The organism is Tamlana carrageenivorans (genome assembly GCF_002893765.1).
GTDB lineage: Bacteria > Bacteroidota > Bacteroidia > Flavobacteriales > Flavobacteriaceae > Pseudotamlana > Pseudotamlana carrageenivorans.
In genome coordinates, this window is sequence record NZ_CP025938.1 from 3264587 (window position 1) to 3284336 (window position 19750).

Annotated in this window: 13 protein-coding genes; 7 read left to right on the top strand and 6 right to left on the bottom strand. The window is 35.8% G+C overall.

What is annotated here, in order from left to right; all coding sequences use genetic code 11:
• Positions 1 to 24: 24 nt before the first annotated feature.
• From C1A40_RS14375 to C1A40_RS14400, 6 genes are all read right to left on the bottom strand, one after another.
• Entirely contained in the window at positions 25 to 1296 is a 1272-nt protein-coding gene (locus C1A40_RS14375) for an IS1380 family transposase (RefSeq protein WP_102996492.1), read from the bottom strand.
• Positions 1297 to 1551: 255 nt separating this feature from the next.
• Entirely contained in the window at positions 1552 to 3981 is a 2430-nt protein-coding gene (gene pheT / locus C1A40_RS14380; RefSeq protein WP_102996493.1) for a phenylalanine--tRNA ligase subunit beta, read from the bottom strand.
• A 561-nt stretch (positions 3982 to 4542) separates the two neighbouring features.
• A complete protein-coding gene (locus C1A40_RS14385) occupies positions 4543 to 5634 on the bottom strand; it encodes an acyltransferase family protein (protein ID WP_102996494.1) in 1092 nt (363 codons plus the stop codon).
• 9 nt (positions 5635 to 5643) lie between these two features.
• Entirely contained in the window at positions 5644 to 6975 is a 1332-nt protein-coding gene (locus tag C1A40_RS14390; protein ID WP_102996495.1) for a sugar MFS transporter, read from the bottom strand.
• Between the two features lie 27 nt (positions 6976 to 7002).
• Positions 7003 to 7725: a LytR/AlgR family response regulator transcription factor gene (locus C1A40_RS14395; RefSeq protein ID WP_102996496.1), complete on the bottom strand. Its 723-nt coding sequence runs from the start codon at positions 7723 to 7725 to the stop codon at positions 7003 to 7005.
• Complete coding sequence (locus tag C1A40_RS14400) at positions 7725 to 8705, bottom strand: sensor histidine kinase (RefSeq protein ID WP_102996497.1); 981 nt, start codon at positions 8703 to 8705, stop codon at positions 7725 to 7727. The genes C1A40_RS14395 and C1A40_RS14400 overlap by 1 nt, the downstream gene beginning before the upstream one ends.
• A 293-nt stretch (positions 8706 to 8998) precedes the next feature.
• Here C1A40_RS14400 and C1A40_RS14405 point away from each other — a divergent pair, with 293 nt between their 5' ends.
• The 7 genes from C1A40_RS14405 to C1A40_RS14435 all read left to right on the top strand — a co-directional run bounded on the left by C1A40_RS14405 (position 8999) and on the right by C1A40_RS14435 (position 19741).
• A complete protein-coding gene (locus C1A40_RS14405) occupies positions 8999 to 12091 on the top strand; it encodes a SusC/RagA family TonB-linked outer membrane protein (protein ID WP_102996498.1) in 3093 nt (1030 codons plus the stop codon).
• Positions 12092 to 12097: 6 nt separating this feature from the next.
• Positions 12098 to 13690 carry a RagB/SusD family nutrient uptake outer membrane protein gene (locus C1A40_RS14410; protein WP_102996499.1) on the top strand — a complete coding sequence of 531 codons (1593 nt, stop codon included), beginning with the start codon at positions 12098 to 12100 and terminating at the stop codon, positions 13688 to 13690.
• Between the two features lie 153 nt (positions 13691 to 13843).
• On the top strand, positions 13844 to 15721 hold the full coding sequence (nagB, locus tag C1A40_RS14415) for a glucosamine-6-phosphate deaminase (RefSeq protein WP_241910543.1): 1878 nt from the start codon (positions 13844 to 13846) through the stop codon (positions 15719 to 15721).
• A gap of 28 nt (positions 15722 to 15749) precedes the next feature.
• Entirely contained in the window at positions 15750 to 16079 is a 330-nt protein-coding gene (locus tag C1A40_RS14420) for a hypothetical protein (protein ID WP_102996501.1), read from the top strand.
• Between the two features lie 122 nt (positions 16080 to 16201).
• Positions 16202 to 18244, top strand: coding sequence for a beta-N-acetylhexosaminidase (locus C1A40_RS14425; RefSeq protein ID WP_102996502.1), 2043 nt, complete (start codon positions 16202 to 16204; stop codon positions 18242 to 18244).
• Positions 18245 to 18247: 3 nt separating this feature from the next.
• A complete protein-coding gene (locus C1A40_RS14430; protein WP_102996503.1) occupies positions 18248 to 19102 on the top strand; it encodes an N-acetylglucosamine kinase in 855 nt (284 codons plus the stop codon).
• A 318-nt stretch (positions 19103 to 19420) separates the two neighbouring features.
• On the top strand, positions 19421 to 19741 hold the full coding sequence (locus C1A40_RS14435) for a hypothetical protein (protein WP_102996504.1): 321 nt from the start codon (positions 19421 to 19423) through the stop codon (positions 19739 to 19741).
• Positions 19742 to 19750: the final 9 nt, after the last annotated feature.

Genomic DNA, 19750 nt, shown 5'->3' on the forward strand with positions numbered 1-19750 from the left:
GTTGGGGCTTGACACTTTTCTTTGTTAAGTTTTAAAGTGAATAATTCCATACACCCTTAACTTATATTGTCTAGCCGTTTTTATCCATTTGGCAGGAATGGATATAAATCTAAAGATGAATTTTTTAATTCTATAGTTTGCCTTTAATCCCTTAAATCGTTTGGAAAACCGTTCTATAATATACTGATACAGATTCCTGCACATAGCAGTAAATAACAGAAAAACTGTATTTTGCTCTAATTTTGAAAACGGCAAGTTGTTCCATCCAAAGTCATTCTTGAGAATATCAAATTCTTTTTCAATCGCTCCACGTTGATTATAAAAATCAACAACTTCATTGATGGACATCGAAAAGTCGTTGGTCAATATCGCTGAATACAAATAAGCATCTTTAGTAAATAAATTTACCTGTTTGTCATTACGCTCTATTTTACTTACAACAAGCCTGTATTCCTTAGTTTTATGGAGTAGTTTTTTTCGTTTTAATGATCTTATAAAGGGAGTGAATTTTATTTCTCCTCTGAAAATTGTTTCGGAGCCGACCCTTTCTTCAGACCAGTTAGTTATTTCAGATATCCTTTTAGCCAATGCGTCGCTCATACATGCTCTAATAAAGAATCGATTAACTTTTGTAGAAATAAAATCAACCACATTAACTTGATAAGAAGCTGCATCGGCTCTAAAAGCATCAATTTGTATTCCTTGATTTTCGAGTTCATAAAACATTCTAGTAAATGTTTCTAACTGTAAATCTTTGGCTGCACTATTTCCATTTCGATTTTCAACATAAACAATATTATTCTTAATTATCTCCACTCCTGGGCAGTATCCAGAGCCCTTTTTGTAAGTTCTTATGCTGTCTTTCTTATTGGTGTATAGAATCGTATTGTCATAATCTAAAATATGATCATTCGTGGTAGTTAAATTCAACTCATTTAAAGTAAAGTTCAAGCCAAATTGATGTAAACTAGTACCTCTTGGTAATGTAAAAAGGTCTTTTGTCTGTGATAATTCTTTGAATCTATCAAGAATCCTATCAGGACTTGGCACTTTAAAAAAAGGATTGTCTCTTAGATGCTCTTTTAAGTTCAACGAGATATCTTCAATGCAATCTCCTCCACAAAAATAGATAGACCAAAAGGAATATAATAAGTCTTTCCAACTATAAGAAGCTTGCTGAACAATATGAGGTAAATTGTTTTCAAGCAATGTGCCTAAACCAAGCTGTTCAAACTCATTGATAACAAAATTTAATCCCCCAAAAGGGTTAATACGTTGAGATTTTATTATTTTCATAATGTGTTTTTTGTAGCAACACCAATTTAGGTGAAAACACACAAAACCGCAAACCTTTGTAAACAAATAGTTTGCGGTTGTTTTTTACTCTGTACCTACGGATTTAAGGTACAAGTCCGAGCTATCTGGTTTACAAAGTGTCAAAGTATTAAGTAACAGAGTAGCAGAGTTATAAAGTTTCCATAGAGATATTAGTTATATAACTATATATCTTTATCACATTCTAACCTCATCACCATATAACATTTTTTAAATCTACCTCAATTCAGCACCCAATTGACTTTCAAAAGTAGATTGAAGCTTCTTCATGATTTTATCAATTTGCTTATCGTTTAGCGTTTTGTTTTCATCTAGAAGGGTGAAACTAACGGCGTAACTCTTTTTGCCAGAAGGTAGGTTTTTACCTTGATACACATCAAACAAATTAACGTCTTTAAGCAATTGCTTTTCACTTTGTTTTGCAAGCTTATAAATAGCTTCAAAAGTGACATTATCATCCAATAATAAAGCGAAATCACGTCTTACAGGTTGGAATTTAGGAATGGCTTTAAACTTAATGTTGTTGTGTTTAACCAAATCTAAAATATTGTCCCAGTTAAAGTCGGCGTAAAGCACTTCTTGAGCAATATCGAAGTGTTTTAGGATTTGTTTTTTAATGATTCCGAAGTCTACTAATTTGTTTTTCCCTAAGCTTATTGTTAAACCTTCAGAAAATAAATCGTTTGAAATTGGCGTCTCTTGGATTCTTGAAATCCCTAAACGTTCTAAAGTGCTTAAAACGAGTCCTTTCATTAAAAAGAAATCACTCTTTTTATTTTGATCGTGCCATTTTTCAGCCGATTGATTTCCTGTAATGAAAAGTGATAAATGTTTAAATTCTTCACGTTTATCATCGCTGTAACCATGGTACGTTTTTCCGAATTCAAAAAGTTTTAAATCGGCGCGTTTTCTGTTGATATTAAAAGAAATAGCTTCTAGTCCAGAAAACAATAGCGATTGTCTTAAAACCGATAAATCACCACTTAAAGGATTTATCATAGTAATGTTATGTTCGTCCTTTAACTGCTCGCTTAACTTCACGTAATTAGGTGTGGTTAAGGAATTTGAAAGTATTTCATAAAACCCTTGAGAGGCTAACTGACTCCCAATGATGTTTTGCATTTTGTAATCTTCAAAACGAGACGTGGTTGCAATAGAAGCGTTTAACTTCGTAGTTGTTTTTACGTTGTTATATCCGTAAACTCTAAGAATTTCCTCAATGATATCTGCTTCACGTTGCACATCATTTCTGTAAGCAGGAACGGTTAAACCTAAGCCAGTTTCGGTAACGTTGTTTACTTTTATCTCTAAAGACGAAAGAATACGTTTAATGACTTCCTTCGGAATTTCTTCACCAATTAATTTTTTAGCGTTTTCAAAACTTAAACGCACTTCAAAATCGTTGATTTTATTCGGATAAAAATCTACAATATCGCTTGTAATTTCACCGCCTGCAATCTCTTGGATTAACAATGCCGATCTTTTAAGGGCATATTCTGTAATGTTAGGATCGATACCGCGTTCAAATCTGAAAGAAGCATCAGTATTTAAAGCATGACGCTTCGCTGTTTTACGAACACTTACGGGGTTAAAGTAGGCACTTTCTAAAAAGATGCTTGTTGTGTTTTCGGTTACTCCAGAATACGTGCCACCAAATACACCTGCGATACACATTGGTTTTTCGGCATCACAAATCATTAAATCGTCTTCATGCAATTCGCGTTCAACACCATCTAGGGTAACGAATTTTGTTCCAGCTTCTAAAGTTTTAACCTCAATTTTATTACCTGCAATTTTGTTAGCATCAAAAGCGTGTAGGGGCTGACCTAAATCATGCAACACATAATTTGTAGCATCAACAATGTTATTAATTGGACTAAGTCCGATAGCTTTTAAACGGTTTTGTAACCAAGATGGAGACTCTTTTACTTTAAGCCCAGAAATGGTTAATCCGCAATAGCGAGGCGCTAAATCTTTGTTTTTTACATCCACATCAATTTTTAAGATGCGATTGTCAACACGAAAGGCACTAACCGAAGGTGTAATTAATTCGACATTAATGTCTTTTTGAGCCAGTCCCGCTTTCAAATCTCTTGCTGTTCCGTAGTGACTCATGGCATCAGCACGGTTAGGTGTTAATCCGATTTCAAAAACCTGATCGTTTTCAACATCATAAAGTTCAGCAACAGGGGTTCCTACAGCAATCGATTCATCTAAAACCAAAATCCCGTCGTGCGATTTTCCTAGTCCGAGTTCATCTTCAGCACAAATCATCCCGAAACTCGCTTCACCTCTAATTTTTCCTTTTTTAATGGTCCAAGCTTCACCTTCTTCAGTGTAAAGCGTGGTTCCAATGGTTGCTACAGGAACTTTTTGTCCAGCTGCAACATTAGGAGCGCCACAAACAATTTGTAGCGGCGAATCTTCACCAACATTTACCGTAGTCACTTTTAGCTTATCGGCATTTGGGTGTTTTTCGCAAGTTAGTACCTCGCCAACAACAACGCCTTCTAGTCCGCCTTTAACCGATTGAAAAGTATCTAAACCTTCCACTTCAAGTCCTAAATCTGTAAGTAATTCGCTAGTTTGTTCTGGTGTCCAATCTGTTTTTATGAATTGTTTTAACCAGTTATATGAAATCTTCATAAATATCTATCCTAAATTAAAGGCTGCAAAGATAAAATATTGAAGCAAGCATTCAAACAAAGGATTACGATTTAGAAGGATTATTTTTAATTGGTGGTAAATGTTCTCGTTTCCGCTCGGATACTCTAATCATAATTATTTTATCTTTTATCCTAAAATCAAAAGGTAACGGCCTTCGAGCGGAGTCGAGAAGCGTGTTTTTTTGAATGAAGATATATGTTCTCGACTCCGCTCGAACACCCTTATGTTGAAGCGTTAATTTCAATTTCCTGTTCGAAATTCAAAAGAAAATGGTCTTCGAGGGGAGTCGAGAAGTTTATTTGAATTGGATTTTTCAATTAGCAAGCTATCCAAGCTAGATGGATGCAAAAATAACAGACTGTTTCAGCCTAATAGAAAGGTTCTCTACTGCGCTCGAACACCCTAATCATAAGGTTCTCGACTCCGCTCGAACACCGTAATATTTCAACTTTTATTCTGAATTTAAAAGGTAATGGTCTTCGATCGGAGTCGATAAGTGTCTATAAGTCATTGTTCTATATTCTAGTTTCTGCTCCCTATTTAAACCTTTATAAATATCTTTTTCTGAAACATAATATACCCTAGAAGTACATAAAAAGCAACGACAACAAGGGCGTAAAGTAACGAAGCGAGTTTTGCACTGATAAGCTCGGGGAAAAATAAGGATTGGTAAAGCCATGAATGGATGTTATGGTTTTCGCCCAGTTTAATGCTGTACATACATTTTGAAATGAAGCTAGATAGAAAATATATGGTAATGGCATTGGTGCCAACATATTTAAAAATACTACCAAACTGATACTCTTTTATGTCTCTAAAATAGTAAATGACCGCAAGAATTAGCGTGCCCCATCCACTAGTAACCAATACAAAGCTGCTGCTCCATATGGCTTTATTAATTGGGAATATCAAACTAAAACCATAACCAGAAATTAGCAAAGCAAAGGCTGTTATAAGCAATGGTTTTAGTGGAGCAAGACCATCTAAAACCTTAGCAATTAAAACGCCTATTAGGCAAGATGCTACGCTGGGAATGGTGCTTAAAATACCTTCTGGGTCGTAGTCGGGTTGCCACATATGGTTTCCTAAAAGCTGTAAGTCGATGTAGTTCGCCCAGTTGTTTTCAGCGCGATTAAAAGTTGGTAAGGCGCCGTTTGGTAAAGGAACAAAACCTAAAAATAAATAATACCCTAACAGTATGGTTAAGCAAATAGCTAAAATTTGTTTCCAATTGCAGTTAAGGTATATAATCGATACAATAAAAAATACAATGCCAATACGTTGAAGCACCCCTGGTATTCTAAAGGTCTCCATGTGTTCAACAAAAGGAAATAAGGGAGTGAATACATTTAAAAATAGGCCTAGTCCAATAAGTTTTAAACTTCTTATGCCTATTTTTTTATAGGTGTCCCTCGAGTTGGCTTTGTTTTTATAGGCGTAGTAGATTGAAATCCCAACGATGTATAAAAAAAATGGAAAAATGAGATCGGTAGGGGTAAGGCCGTGCCATGTTGCATGAAGCAAAGGGGCATAAACATACCCCCAATCGCCAGGTGTATTTACCAAAATCATAGCCACAATGGTTAAACCCCTTAAAATATCAACAGAGGCTATACGTTTGCTAGTTGCCATTTTTTGAGATTAAGATTTTTTTAGTCCGGATTTGTGACCTATGAATGCATAATACAGTATGAAAGCATAACATGGTAATAAAATCCAGTAGCCATAAGAAGCCGCTTCGGCAGTAGCCGCAACCGTATCATTTCCAAGAGATATTAAGGCTTCTTTTTTAGAGTCTACCAAAGCCCCATAAAGTGGTGGAATGATCGCACCTCCCGAAATAGCCATAATTAAAAGGGCAGAGGCTGTTTCTGTAAATTTCCCTAAACCATTAAGCGCTAAAGGCCAAATAGCAGGCCAAACTAGGGCATTTGCAATACCTAGAGCCGCAACAAAATATACCGATGTTATGCCTGTTGTGAAAATGATACAAAGAGAAAACAAGAGTCCTAAAACGGCACTGGCTTTTAAGGCTGTCACCTGACTGATATATTTAGGGATTAAAAAAACGCCAACAGCATAAGTTCCTACCATTGCAAAAAGGGTATATAGCGTAAAATACTTAGATTGCTCAACTGGAATATTTAAGGAAATACCATAAGAGATGATGGTGTCGCCTGCAATCACTTCTACACCAACATAAAGAAATAAGGCTAAAACCCCTAACCATAAATGCGGAAACTGAAAAATACTCGTTTTAGCAACTTCTTCGGTGTTCGATGGTTTTATAGGTTCTGCCTCAACGTTTGGAAGCGGCGCTTTTAATATAAGTACACCTAGTACCACTAAAATGACTGCCATTATGATGTATGGTGTTACGACACTATCGGCCATGGTATTTAAAAGGTTAGCCTTTTCAGAATCGCTAACAGTTGTAAGTTTTTCTTTAATCTCATCAATTCCAGAAAGTAAAATAGTACCAAAAATTACAGAGCCTAGAGCTCCTGCTACTTTGTTAGCAATCCCCATAATGGCGATGCGTTTTGCAGCACTTTCAATAGGCCCTAAAATGGTAATGTATGGGTTTGAAGCCGTTTGCAGTAAGGTCATTCCAGCTCCTTGAATAAAAATGGCGCTTAAAAACATCCAATAGGTTCTGGCTTCAGCGGCAGGAATAAATACTAGGGCGCCAACAGCCATGATTATTAATCCTAAGGACATCCCTTTTTTATAGCCAATTTTATTGATGATATAGGAAGCAGGCAAAGCCATAACTACAAAGGAAATATAAGATGCAGAGGCCACTAAATAAGATTGAGCGTCGGTAAGCTCATTAATGGTTTTCATAAATGGAATGAGCGCTCCATTAATCCAAGTTACAAATCCGAATATAAAAAAGAGTCCTGCTATGATTAAAATAGGCACAAAAGTGTTTCTTGACGCAGGTGAGGTCGTTGTTTGGTTATTAGTCATGTTTAAATTTTAAAATTCTTATTAATGTTAGTTTTCTTTATCGTCGTTTATGTTGAAAATCCGCTCTTTAGCTTGTTTGATATAGTTGCGTCCAATTGGGATTTTTCGGTTAGAAATTTCTATAGTGTTTCCTTCCAAAGCACTTATTTTATTGATAGAAACCGTATACGATCTGTGAATACGCATGAAATTAGAGTGGGGCAGTTCTTCGGTAATAGCCGATAACGATTTATGAACCACATAATCGCCCAGTTTGGTAATGACTTTTATATAATCTTTAAGGCTTTCGATATATAAAATGTCGTTTAAGTTTATTTTTAAAAGCTTTTTGTTAACCTTAAGAAAGATGTGTGGCTCTTGCTGTAAACTAGCATCTATAGCCATATTATTCACATAAACCTGTTGGTAAATTTTATTAACGGTTTTTAAAAAACGATTAAAAGGAATCGGCTTTACCAAGTAGTCTAGAATATTGAGTTCAAAGCTTTTTATGGCATACTCGCGATACGCTGTGGTAATAACGATTAGCGGTTTAGAACTTAGGTTATCTATAAAGCTGAAACCTGTCATTTGTGGCATATTAATGTCTAGAAAAATGACATCAATTTTTTGCTGTTCTAAAACACGATAAGCCTTTAGCGGGTTATTAAAAGTTTCAACAATTTCTATATGATCAAAGTTTTTTAAATGACTTTCAATTACTGTGATAGCAAGTGGTTCGTCATCAATGATAATGCATTTAATTTTCATTAAGTAGGTATTTTTAAATACAGTTTATACATGTTATCTTCTACCGTCGAATCTAGTATATAATTATTAGAAAAAAGTAGATTGAGTCGTCGTTTAGCATTTTGGTTACCAATGCCACTGTTTTCGGTGTTTAGTACATTCGGATTAAAATTATTAGTGATATTGATTACTAAATAGCCTGAGTTTAATACTTCAAAACTCATATGAATTTTAAGTTGATCGTTTTGTTTCATCCCATGTTTAAAACAATTTTCAACAAAGGAAAGTAGTAATAATGGTGGTACACATATGTCTTCGATATCGCCCGTAATATCCATTTCTGCATGTACACGATCGTTAAAACGGATACGTTCTATTTCAATGAAATTATTTATATGATTTATTTCTTTTAACAAACTTGCTTTCGAGCTATTTACTTCATAAAGTATGTATTGCATCATGTCGGATAACTTTAAAACTAAGTTTGGGGCATTATCCGATTTACTTAGTGTTAAGGCATACAGATTGTTTAAGGTGTTAAAAAAGAAATGTGGCTGAATTTGTGTACGTAAATATTTCAGCTCGGTACTCATTTGTAATTTAGCCAAATCTTCATTCAAACGTTTTTCAATAGACCAATCGATAACGATTTTAATGGCGGTTGTAAACCCAATCACATACAGTTCTCCTAAAATTACCGCAATAATATGGTTTAAAGACATAAACTCGGCTGGGGTTTCTGCTTCTGGCCAAATGTCTTTTGTGACTAAAACATAGTTTAAACCGGTTCTAACCAAATACACCATAAAAAGGGCAATAACTAAATATAAGATGTAAGTCCAGTATTTTTTTCGAAGAATAAAACGCGGAATTAAATAATAGATGTTGATATATACTATAATAATATGAATAGGAAACTCAACTAAATTAGATTTTAGCGAATACCAATAATCATTAAAATAACTTCCCCAACGTACAAAGTTGAAAAGGAAGTAGCTCAACCAGAATACGATATGGTATTTGATTGGAATGTTAACAGACGGTTTGTTGGCTTGTGTTGAAATAATAATACGTTTATGTCGATTTTGTTATTAAAATCTTATTAAGATTTAACAATTTTAGTGATATATTTATTAATTAGCAATAAAAAGACTAATAGTTTAAAAGTCAATATTCACTTATCGTTTACTTAATGTTGTCTGTATGTTAAATGATGTCGTTTATATAAATTTTTTTAAAACAATTTTAATATTGGATAGTTTGGCTTCACTTTAAAAAACAAAATAATCAAATTATGAAACAAAACTTACAAAAACTTTTCTTGTTTTCTTTCTTAGTCTTTGTTGTCCAATTCTCGTTTGGGCAAGAGAAAGAAATTAAGGGAACCGTAACTTCAAAGGCCGATGGTATTCCATTACCAGGAGTTAATGTAACGGTTCAAGGAACCACTAATGGAACACAAACAGATTTTGATGGACACTATTCACTTACCGTTAATGTGGGTGATGTTTTAAATTTCTCTTATTTAGGAATGACTACGGTTTCTAAAACCGTTGCTCAGCAAGAAGTTATTAATGCACAGTTAGTAGAAGATGCACAGCAGCTTAACGAAGTGGTTGTAACAGCCTTAGGTATTAAAAAGGAGCGTAAAGCCCTTACCTATTCTGCACAAGAGGTTGGGGGAGACGAATTAACTCGCGTTAAACAAACCAATCCTATTAATAGTTTATCAGGTAAGTCGGCTGGTTTAACCATTACAAGAAGTTCTTCTGGTTTAGGTGGGGCTACTAAAGTCGTATTAAGGGGTAATACCTCGACAACTAATAACGATCCGCTTTATGTTATTGATGGTGTGCCTATGCTTAACAGTGGTAACGGATCTAACGGAAACGAGCCAGGAACCGATATTTTTGGTAGCCAAACAGGTAACCGTGATGGAGGTGATGCCTTATCGTTAATTAACCCAGACGATATTGAAAGTATGACGGTTTTAAAAGGAGCATCGGCTTCGGCGTTATACGGTAGTCAAGGAGCTAATGGTGTAATTTTAATTACTACTAAAAAAGGAAAAGAAGGCGCTTTATCGGTAAACTTTAATTCAAGTTTTACGGTTGATAATGTTATGTCTTTACCAAATTTACAAGCGGATTATCAAAGTGATTCTGTAGGTCAGCCAATTGCAGAAAATGGTCGTGTTGCCGATGCAAAATCTTGGGGTGCTAAAGCTAATGGCTTAAGTAACGATGCTAGTGAGTTTTTCACCATGGGGTATACTGCAATTAACGCATTGTCATTAACCGCAGGAAACCAAAAAGCGCAAACGTATTTTTCTTATGCAAATACGCTAGGAGAAGGGGTTTTGCCCGGAAACAATTTAAAGCGTAACAATTTAACATTACGCGAAACGGCTAAGTTTTTAAATGATAAAATTAGTGTTTCTGCGAACGTGAATTTATCAGACCAACGTATCAGTAACAGGCCAACCAATGGTTTATATTCAAACCCATTAACTGCCGTTTACTTACAACCTGTAGGCATCAGTAGAGATATCTATAAAAATAAATTTGAATATTTCAATACACAGCTCAATCAAATGGATCAATATGCATCTTCTTTTGATGAGAACATTCAGCAAAATCCATATTGGTTAATTAACCGTAACCCAAGTGAAGATATTGCACAACGTGTTTTAGCAAACGTATCGGTTAAATACCAAGTTACAGAGGCTTTTTCGTTACAGTCTAGAGGAAGTTACGATAAAACATTTTATACATTCGACAAAAGACAGTATGCTGGAACAGATCCTGTAAATTCTGGTGATAACGGACGTTATGTGTTGGAGAAAACAGAGAACACGCAACAATATATAGACTTTATTGCATCATACAACAAGGACTTTTCAGAAGATTTTACATTTTCTGGTCTTTTAGGAACGAGTTTAACAAAGTACAGAATTGGCGATCAAGTGTATTTAGATTCTGGTCGTGATGGTGCTGGTTTAAACTATCCTAATGTGTTCACTATTGCAAACTTTGCAACCACAAATAATATTAGACAAACGGTAGGGAACAGAGAAGTGCAATCTATATTCGGATCAGCAAATTTCGGATTTAAGGACATGCTTTTCCTTGATGTTACTGGACGTACCGATTGGTCTTCAACTTTAGTGAACACCGATTCTAATTCATTCTTCTACCCATCGGTAGGTTTAACAGCAGTGTTAACCGAAATGTTCGATATGGGGGATGGTATTTCTTTTGCAAAAGTAAGAGGGTCTTATGCTGAAGTAGGTAAAGATATTCCAGTGTATGCTACCATTCCATTAAACGCTATTAATAATACAAACACAGGAATTGGAACGGCTCCTTTTGCTCCAATTGAAGGTGAAACCCTAGAGCCAGAACGCCAAAAAGGGTTTGAACTGGGTACCGAGTGGCGTTTCTTCGGAAATCGTTTGGGCTTAGATTTTACATACTATGATTCAAAAACCGAAAATCAAATATTTTATATACAAGCGGCTCCAAACCCGAATGGATATTCTCAAAATATTGTGAATGCCGGTGAGATTTCTAGTGATGGTATCGAAATTGTATTAAACGGAAAACCTTTAGTTTCTGATAAATTTGAATGGGATACCGCTATAAACTTTGCACAAAACAATAACAAAGTAGTGGCAGTACACCCGTCGTTACAAGATGGGGAAGCTGTAATTACGGCTCGTGGTGTTAATGGTTATGAGTATGCTTTAATTGAAGGAGAAGATTTTGGTAGTATTAAAGCCAGATCACTCATTCGTGATGAAAATGGTACTCCTGTAATAAACACATCAGGTACATTAATGTCTACCGATTTTGAAACTGTAGCGCATGCACAACCCGATTTTACTTTAGGATGGAATAACAACTTCGTAATTGGAGACTTTAATGTAAACTTTCTTATCGATGGTAAGTTTGGTGGCGATGTGATGAGTGTTACCGAGGCTGTTAACGATAAATATGGTGTATCACAAGCTTCAGCTGATGCCAGAAACGGTAATGGAGGAATGGTTAATGTTGTTGATGAAAGTGGTGCAGCTTCTCAAATTTCAGCTCAAGAATACTACAATGCTATAGGCGGTAGAGATGGTATGTTAGGTGAGTATGTTTACGATGCAACAAACGTTAGTTTAAGAGAGGTTTCGGTAGGATACAAATTATTATTAGGTGAAAGCGATTTTATCGATAATATCAACTTCTCCATCATTGCAAACAACCTATTCTTTATTTATAAAGATGCGCCATTCGACCCGAATATTGCAGCCAGTACTGGTATGGGATTACAAGGAGTCGATATTTATAACCAGCCTTCAACCAGAAGTGTAGGTTTAAACATTAACGTAAATTTCTAAAGACATATGAAAAATATACTTAAATATACAATGGCTTCAGTTGTGGCCATAAGTTTAACCAACTGTACGGGTGATTTCGAAAAGATTAACACTAATCCCTACGGAATCTCTCAGGAAAGTTTAACGCAGCAAAACAATCATATTGGCTCTAGATTTTCGCCTTTATTTTCAAATATTATACGTGTTGAACCAGCTTGGAACTACCAATTACAACAAAACCTAAATGCCGATGTGTTTTCAGGTTATATGACAGCGCCAACGCCTTTTGCTGGTAATATTAACAACCAAACTTACGCTTTAGTAAACGGCTGGAATGGTTTTATATGGAGTGACGCCTATGATGCTAACAACGGTAACGGAATTATGCCTTACGCTAGAGAAATTAAAGAGCAAGTTGAACTTTCTGGCGATCCTAATGGTATGAAATTCGTTTACGTTTCGAACATTATAAAAGTTATGGCCATGCACCGTATTTCGGATGTATTCGGACCAATTCGTTACTCAAAATTTGATGATTACGATACTACCGGTCAATACGATTCTCAAGAAACCGCTTACAAAGCCTTTTTTGCTGATTTAGATGAAGCGATTACTGGATTAGAAGCGTTTCTTGATGATACCCAAGTTGCTCCCTTCGACCAATCGACACTAGAAGGTGATCTTGCTAAATGGCAAACTTTTGCAAATTCAGTGCGTTTGCGACTAGCCATTCGAGTGTCTAAAGTAGATCCTGCTTTAGCAAAAACTGAAGGTGAAAAAGCCTTAGCGAGCAATGCCGGATTAATGACAACAGAAGATATGATGGTAGATATGGGCGGATTCGTTCATCCTATTTTTACTATTAGTCGTGTATGGGGTGATGTGTTAATGAGTGCAGAAATGGAATCTATTTTAAAAGGTTTTAATGACAATAGAATTTCAGAATTTTTTAATGGGCCTGCCGATCCAACATTGGGAGACTACAAAGGTCTTAGAATGGGTGTAGATATTGATTTGAAATCGGAATATGGTAGTCATTCTGCGATAGGAGCAGCTGTTGAAGGCTCTCATAAAACTTGGATGACTGCAGCCGAAGTTCATTTCTTAAAAGCGGAAGCAGCTTTAAGAGGTTGGGCAGGAGCCGGTGATGCAAAGGCCAATTATGAGGCTGGTGTTCGTGCTTCTTTTGCGCAATTTGGTGCCAGTGGAGTTGATACTTATTTAGCAGATACTACTAGTACACCAGCTGATTATGTTGATGCTAGTAACCCAGCTAATAATTATTCATACCCAAGTGATGTGAAAATTGCATACAACGCAGCAGGAACTAACGAAGAACAGTTAGAGCAAATTATTACTCAAAAATGGATTGCTATGTTCCCTGATGGTCAGGAAGCCTGGAGTGAGTTTAGACGTACAGGGTATCCAAGAGTGTTTCCTGTAGTGGTTAATAATAGCGGCGGTGCTATTGATACAGATATACAGATTCGTAGAATAAACTTCGTAGATGTAGAGAAAAACACCAACGGTGATAATGTAACTGAAGCTGTTGGGATGTTAAAAGGTCCAGATAATGGAGGAACAAGACTTTGGTGGGATACCGGAGCACCAAATTTTTAAGTTAGGTTGATTAAACAGTTAGTTTAGTTTGTTGATAATAAGCAAGCGGAGAATTTCGGTTTTCCGTTTGTTTTAATAAAAGTTATTTAATAGAAATACAAGTATATCGTGAAAATTGCAAATCAAAAAAGTATAGCCCACACCAAGGCTGGTATGTTTGAAGAAACACGCTTTGAGAAAATACACAATGTTATTTTCCAAGACTCTACTGTGGCTTCAATATTAGTGGCTCAAGAAATAGCGGCTTTAATTAGAGATAAGGAAAATCAAAATAAACCATGTGTGTTAGGTTTAGCGACAGGGTCTTCACCAATAAAAGTTTATGAAGAACTTGTACGTATGCATAGAGAGGAAGGTTTAAGCTTTGCAAATGTAATCACCTTCAATCTCGATGAATATTTACCAATGGATAAAGGTAACATCCAGAGTTACTTTTATTTCATGCATGAGCATCTGTTTAATCATATTGACATTTTAGAAGAACACATAAACATTCCAGATGGTTCTGTGAGCTCGGAAGATTTATATCAATACTGTATCGATTATGAGATGAAAATCAAGGCTGTTGGAGGTTTAGATTTTCAGTTGCTAGGTATCGGTAGGACAGGTCATATTGGTTTTAATGAGCCAGGATCGCATTACAATTCCAGCACCCGTAGTATCACGTTAGATCATATTACTCGTGTTGATGCCGCTCCTGCTTTTTTAGGCATTGAAAATGTGCCAAGAAAAGCCATAACTATGGGTATTGGTACTGTTTTAAGTGCCAAACGTATTGTATTATTAGGCTGGGGAGGGAATAAAGCTGAAATTCTGAAAGAAACTATTGAAGGTGAAATAACCCCAGAAGTGCCGGCAACGTATCTTCAAAATCATGAAAATACAACCTTCATTATTGATGAAGCTGCGGCCTCAGAATTAACCAGAGTTAAAACCCCTTGGTTAGTAACCAACTGTGTATGGAACGACAATTTAAAACTTAAAGCCGTAGTTTGGCTTAGCGAGCTAACCGAAAAACCATTTTTAAAGTTAACCGATAAAGATTATAACAATAATGGTATGTCTGGTTTACTTACCGAAGAAGGTACGGCCTACGATTTAAACATCAAAATGTTTAATAAACTACAGCATACTATTACAGGTTGGCCAGGAGGTAAACCAAATGCTGATGATACCAATAGACCAGAGCGTGCTACCATTCCCAAAAAGCGTGTAATTATTTTTAGTCCGCATCCCGATGATGATGTGATATCCATGGGTGGTACTTTTGATAGGCTCGTAGAACAGGGGCATGAGGTTCACGTCGCTTATCAAACCTCTGGTAATATTGCGGTTTCCGATGAAGAAGCCTTGAAATTTGCCGAAATCACCCAATCACTTTGTCCAGAATGTGAAGAAACCGAAGCCATTATTAGCTTTCTTAAAAACAAAACCGACCATGATATCGATTCTGTAGAAGTTCGTAAGTTGAAAGGCTTAATAAGACGTAGTGAATCTTTAGGAGCTACGCGATATTTTGGTTTAGAAGATGCTAATGTGCATTTTCTTGATTTACCTTTCTACGAAACAGGCACCATAAAGAAAAATAACATTTCTCAGGAGGATATCGATATTATGTGCGATATCATTTCGACCATAAAACCACATCAAATTTATGCTGCAGGCGATTTAGCCGATCCGCATGGTACACATAAAGTGTGTTTAGATGCTTTGTTTGAATCACTAAAAATATTAAAAACAGAATCTTATATGAAGGATTGCTGGGTATGGTTATACCGTGGTGCATGGCATGAGTGGGAATCGTTTCAAATTGAAATGGCTGTGCCAATGAGTCCAGATCAGGTTTTAAGAAAACGTCACGCGATATTTTATCACCAATCACAAAAGGACGGCGTGATGTTTCAAGGAGGCGATTCTAGAGAGTTTTGGGTTAGAGCTGAAGATAGAAACCACCTAACAGCCAAAAAGTATAACGATTTAGGCTTGTCGGAGTATGCGGCTATAGAAGCCTTTAAACGATATCATTTTTAAGAAGTTGAAGAGATCAATCTTTATAATTTTGGCATTTACTTTTTTCAATTGTAAAAAGAACCGATCTGCTAACGATATTTCAGGAACATGGAAAATGGTTTATGCTAAAATTATTGAGAATGATTCAACCATGGTGAAAGATTTAAGTCACACCGAGTTTATAAAAATAATTAACGATTCGCATTTTGCTTTTTTCAATCAAGACCTCAATAATGACGAGAATTTCTATGGCGGCGGAGGTACTTATTTATTAAATGGCGATGACTACCAAGAAGTGTTAAGCTATACATCGGCTAAACATTTAAAAGACCACAGTTTCTCTTTTAAAGTTCAATTTAAAGGAGATACCCTAATTTAAACAGGGCTGGAACACATTAAAGAAGCAGGAATAAATAGGATGATTACAGAGAAGTATATTAAGGTTAAATCAAACTAAAAACTTCCTAATAATTTTTGTTTTCAGGCTTAAAGCAATCAAGAATGAAAAAATACTTACTAATTATACTAGCTATTGTACTATCTAGCACTATGGGTTTTGCACAAAACCCTTTAGCTGAAAAGTACAATATAATGCCTTGGCCAAAGGCGATAAAAGAGCTTCAATCTAAATTTGTAATAGACAGCAGCTTAACCATTTCGGTGGGTGTAAAGAAGTCTGATCGCGTGCACTATGCTGCTACTCAGTTTTTAAGACGTTTAACCCTAAGAACAGGCACCTTTTTAGAGGAGGGCTTTCCATTAGAAAATAATAAAGGAATGATTCAAATTCACTTTGATGAGGTTTCTAAACTCGATATAAAAAACGACGAATCTTACACGATTAATGTTCAGAGTTCAAGCATTAAAATTTCAGCAAAAACAGATGTTGGAGCGATACGCGGACTAGCAACGTTGTTACAATTAATAGACTGTAATAGCACGGAATATTTTATTCCAGGCGTAGCAATTTCCGATGCGCCTCGGTTTGTATGGCGCGGATTAATGATTGATGTTTCAAGGCATTTTCAACCTATAAATGTGTTAAAACGTCATTTGGATGCCATGGCCTCTATGAAACTGAATGTTTTCCATTGGCATTTAACCGACGATCAAGGCATTCGTTTTGAATCGAAAACCTATCCGAAATTACATGAATTAGCTTCCGATGGCTTGTTTTATACCCATGAACAAATTAAAGATGTTGTCGCTTACGCGGATAGATTAGGTATTCGTGTGATACCAGAAATTGATGTGCCTGGACATGCTACAGCTTTTTTAACGGCCTATCCGGAACTGGGAAGTAAAGATGATTACGATTATAGTATTGAACGTTTTTCAGGGGTGTTCGATCCGACACTAAATCCTACAAAAGATATCACGTATACTTTTTTAGAAAATTTATTTGCAGAACTCACACCGTTATTTCCAGATGAATATTTCCATATTGGAGGCGATGAAAATGAAGGGAAACATTGGGATGAAAACAAAGACATTGCAAAATTTAAAAAGAAACACGGCTTAAAAACCAACCATGATTTGCAAACTTTTTTCAATGTAAAGCTTGAAAATATATTGAAAAAACAAGGTAAAAAGCTTATGGGGTGGGATGAAATTATGACGCCCGATATGCCTACAACCGCTGTGATTCACTCATGGCGTGGCGAAAATGAAGGCTTATCAAAAGGAGGTACTTTGATTGAAGCAGCCAAAAAAGGATATCAAACGGTATTGTCTAACGGATTTTACATCGATAGAATGCAGTCTGTAGATTACCATTATAGCATTGAACCTATTGGCGATGTGGTTTTAACAGACAAAGAACGCGACCGCATTTTGGGAGGTGAAGCCACCATGTGGAGTGAATTAGTAACATCTATAACTATCGATTCTAGAATTTGGCCAAGAACAGCTGCTATTGCAGAACGCTTTTGGTCTGATAAAAACATAAATAACCTTGATAATATGAGAAAACGTTTAGCAGTCGTATCCCATCAATTAGAGGAATTGGGTATAAGCCACATAAAAAACCGTTCGGTGATTTTGAGGGGTATGACCAATAATCAGGAGATTTCTTCTTTATTAGTCTTATCTAATATTTGCGAGCCATTAGAAATTTATGCTAGAAATAAGGATGGTATGGAGTATAAAACTTTTTCACCATTTAACTTATTTGCCGATGCTTGTGTGGCCGATGCTTTGGACGCTTGGTATTTCAAAAAAGCCACTGCTAACTTTATAGCTTCAGGAACGTCTGAAGTGGTGCTAAACGATTTAAAAAAGTGGTCGGAAAATCATAATGCTTTTAGTCAGCTTCAGCAAAATCCGAAAATAAGTTCTTTAGAACCTTTGTCTAAAAATCTATCCTTAGTGTCTCAATTGTTGCAGGATGCTATCCGAAAGAAAAAAATATCCAAAGAAAATGTTCAAATCATTAAAAATACATTGATTTTACTGAGAGAACCTGTGGTAGATGTAGAGCTGGTAATAACACCGTCATTAAATGAGCTTGTAAACTATTGTGAAACAAACTATTTAAACAGATAAGTTATGGTGTTAATTGCAGATAGCGGTTCTACAAAATGCGATTGGATTTTATGTTCCGATGATGATACAAAACCAGTTCGCATTAAAACCAAAGGGTTAAACCCTGCGATTTTGACGAAAAAACAGTTTCAAAAAATCATTTCTAAAAGTACAGAACTTAATAAAATTAAGCATGCGGTTACCGATGTTAAGTTTTTTGGGGCTGGTTGTGGTACAAAAAGAAATCAGAAAAAAGTGAATGCCATTTTATCCGATTTCTTCCCTAATGCCATAGCATATTCTAATGAAGATACCATGGCAGCCATTATGGCCACGACAACAGAACCGGCGGTAGTTTGCATTTTAGGTACAGGTTCAAACTGTTGTTATTTTGATGGTAAAAATATTCATATGAAAGCACCTTCTATGGGGTATTTACTTATGGATGAAGCGAGTGGAAACTATTTTGGTAAAGCATTACTTCGTGCTTACTATTACGAAACCATGCCAAGTGATTTGAGACAGGCGTTTTCGGTAGATTATAAATTGAAAGAAAAAGACGTGATAAAAGGCTTGTACAAATCGGCACGTCCTAATAAATATTTAGCAGCTTTCGCACCTTTTTTGTTCAAACATGAAAACCATCCGTTTATTCAAAATATACTTAAAAAAGGTATGGATGCATTTGTAGAAAATCATGTGTTACGATACCGAGAAACCCTAAAACAGGTCCCCATTCACTTTGTAGGTTCTATTGCCTTCTATGCGCAGGATTATATTAAAGAGGGCTTGAGAGGAAGGGGGATAGAAGTAGGGATGATTGTAAAAAGTCCTATCGAAAATATTATTGAAAAGCATGCGAAAGCGAGTACGCTTTAAGGTTTCGTAGTTAGGCTTGGTAAAATATAAAACGATGAAGGTTTTTGGTTCTCGACTCCGCTCGAACACCCTGTTTTTAAACGATGCATAACAGCCTTTTGTATGATAAGCGTATCCTGTTTTTGCTCCTGCTAGCTTGTAGCTAGTGGCTGTAAACAAGCCAAAAACAGTTTAAATAATACGGTCTTCGAGCAAAGTCGAGAAGTGGTATTATAACCAGGTGTTTTCTTCATTACGCACGAAAATCACAGTTAGAACTGGAAAATTTAAGTCGTACCCTAAAAAGTGCACATCTCATTTAAATTAGAATAAAAATCGATGTTATCTCATAATAAACTGAAAGACGAAACCCTCTATTTGGAGGCTTCAAAAATTGCCGTAGTTCCAAATGTTTCCATGTATCACAGGTTTTTAAACTGGATGAGTGGCGAGTTTGAATTGTATTTACAAGATGATTCTAACGGATTAAAAGTATATTTTCCATCGGGTTGCTTAAGTGTTCGCTTGATACAATCGATAAGAGCTGATGTTTATTTTGAAATTCATGTAAAGAGTAAAAATAAGTTTCTTGGCACCCAAATGCATCGTCAAGCCTTGTCGGTATTGGATCAGATTTATAAGTTTGAAAAAACGATGTAAATGATTAAT

What these genes read in the sequence shown, in the direction of transcription:
- C1A40_RS14375 (WP_102996492.1), bottom strand. Translation starts at nt 1,296, where the DNA reads ATGAAAATAATAAAATCTCAACGTATTAACCCTTTTGGGGGATTAAAT.
- pheT (WP_102996493.1), bottom strand. Translation starts at nt 3,981, where the DNA reads ATGAAGATTTCATATAACTGGTTAAAACAATTCATAAAAACAGATTGG.
- C1A40_RS14385 (WP_102996494.1), bottom strand. Translation starts at nt 5,634, where the DNA reads ATGGCAACTAGCAAACGTATAGCCTCTGTTGATATTTTAAGGGGTTTA.
- C1A40_RS14390 (WP_102996495.1), bottom strand. Translation starts at nt 6,975, where the DNA reads ATGACTAATAACCAAACAACGACCTCACCTGCGTCAAGAAACACTTTT.
- C1A40_RS14395 (WP_102996496.1), bottom strand. Translation starts at nt 7,725, where the DNA reads ATGAAAATTAAATGCATTATCATTGATGACGAACCACTTGCTATCACA.
- C1A40_RS14405 (WP_102996498.1), top strand. Translation starts at nt 8,999, where the DNA reads ATGAAACAAAACTTACAAAAACTTTTCTTGTTTTCTTTCTTAGTCTTT.
- C1A40_RS14410 (WP_102996499.1), top strand. Translation starts at nt 12,098, where the DNA reads ATGAAAAATATACTTAAATATACAATGGCTTCAGTTGTGGCCATAAGT.
- nagB (WP_241910543.1), top strand. Translation starts at nt 13,844, where the DNA reads ATGTTTGAAGAAACACGCTTTGAGAAAATACACAATGTTATTTTCCAA.
- C1A40_RS14425 (WP_102996502.1), top strand. Translation starts at nt 16,202, where the DNA reads ATGAAAAAATACTTACTAATTATACTAGCTATTGTACTATCTAGCACT.
- C1A40_RS14430 (WP_102996503.1), top strand. Translation starts at nt 18,248, where the DNA reads ATGGTGTTAATTGCAGATAGCGGTTCTACAAAATGCGATTGGATTTTA.
- C1A40_RS14435 (WP_102996504.1), top strand. Translation starts at nt 19,421, where the DNA reads ATGTTATCTCATAATAAACTGAAAGACGAAACCCTCTATTTGGAGGCT.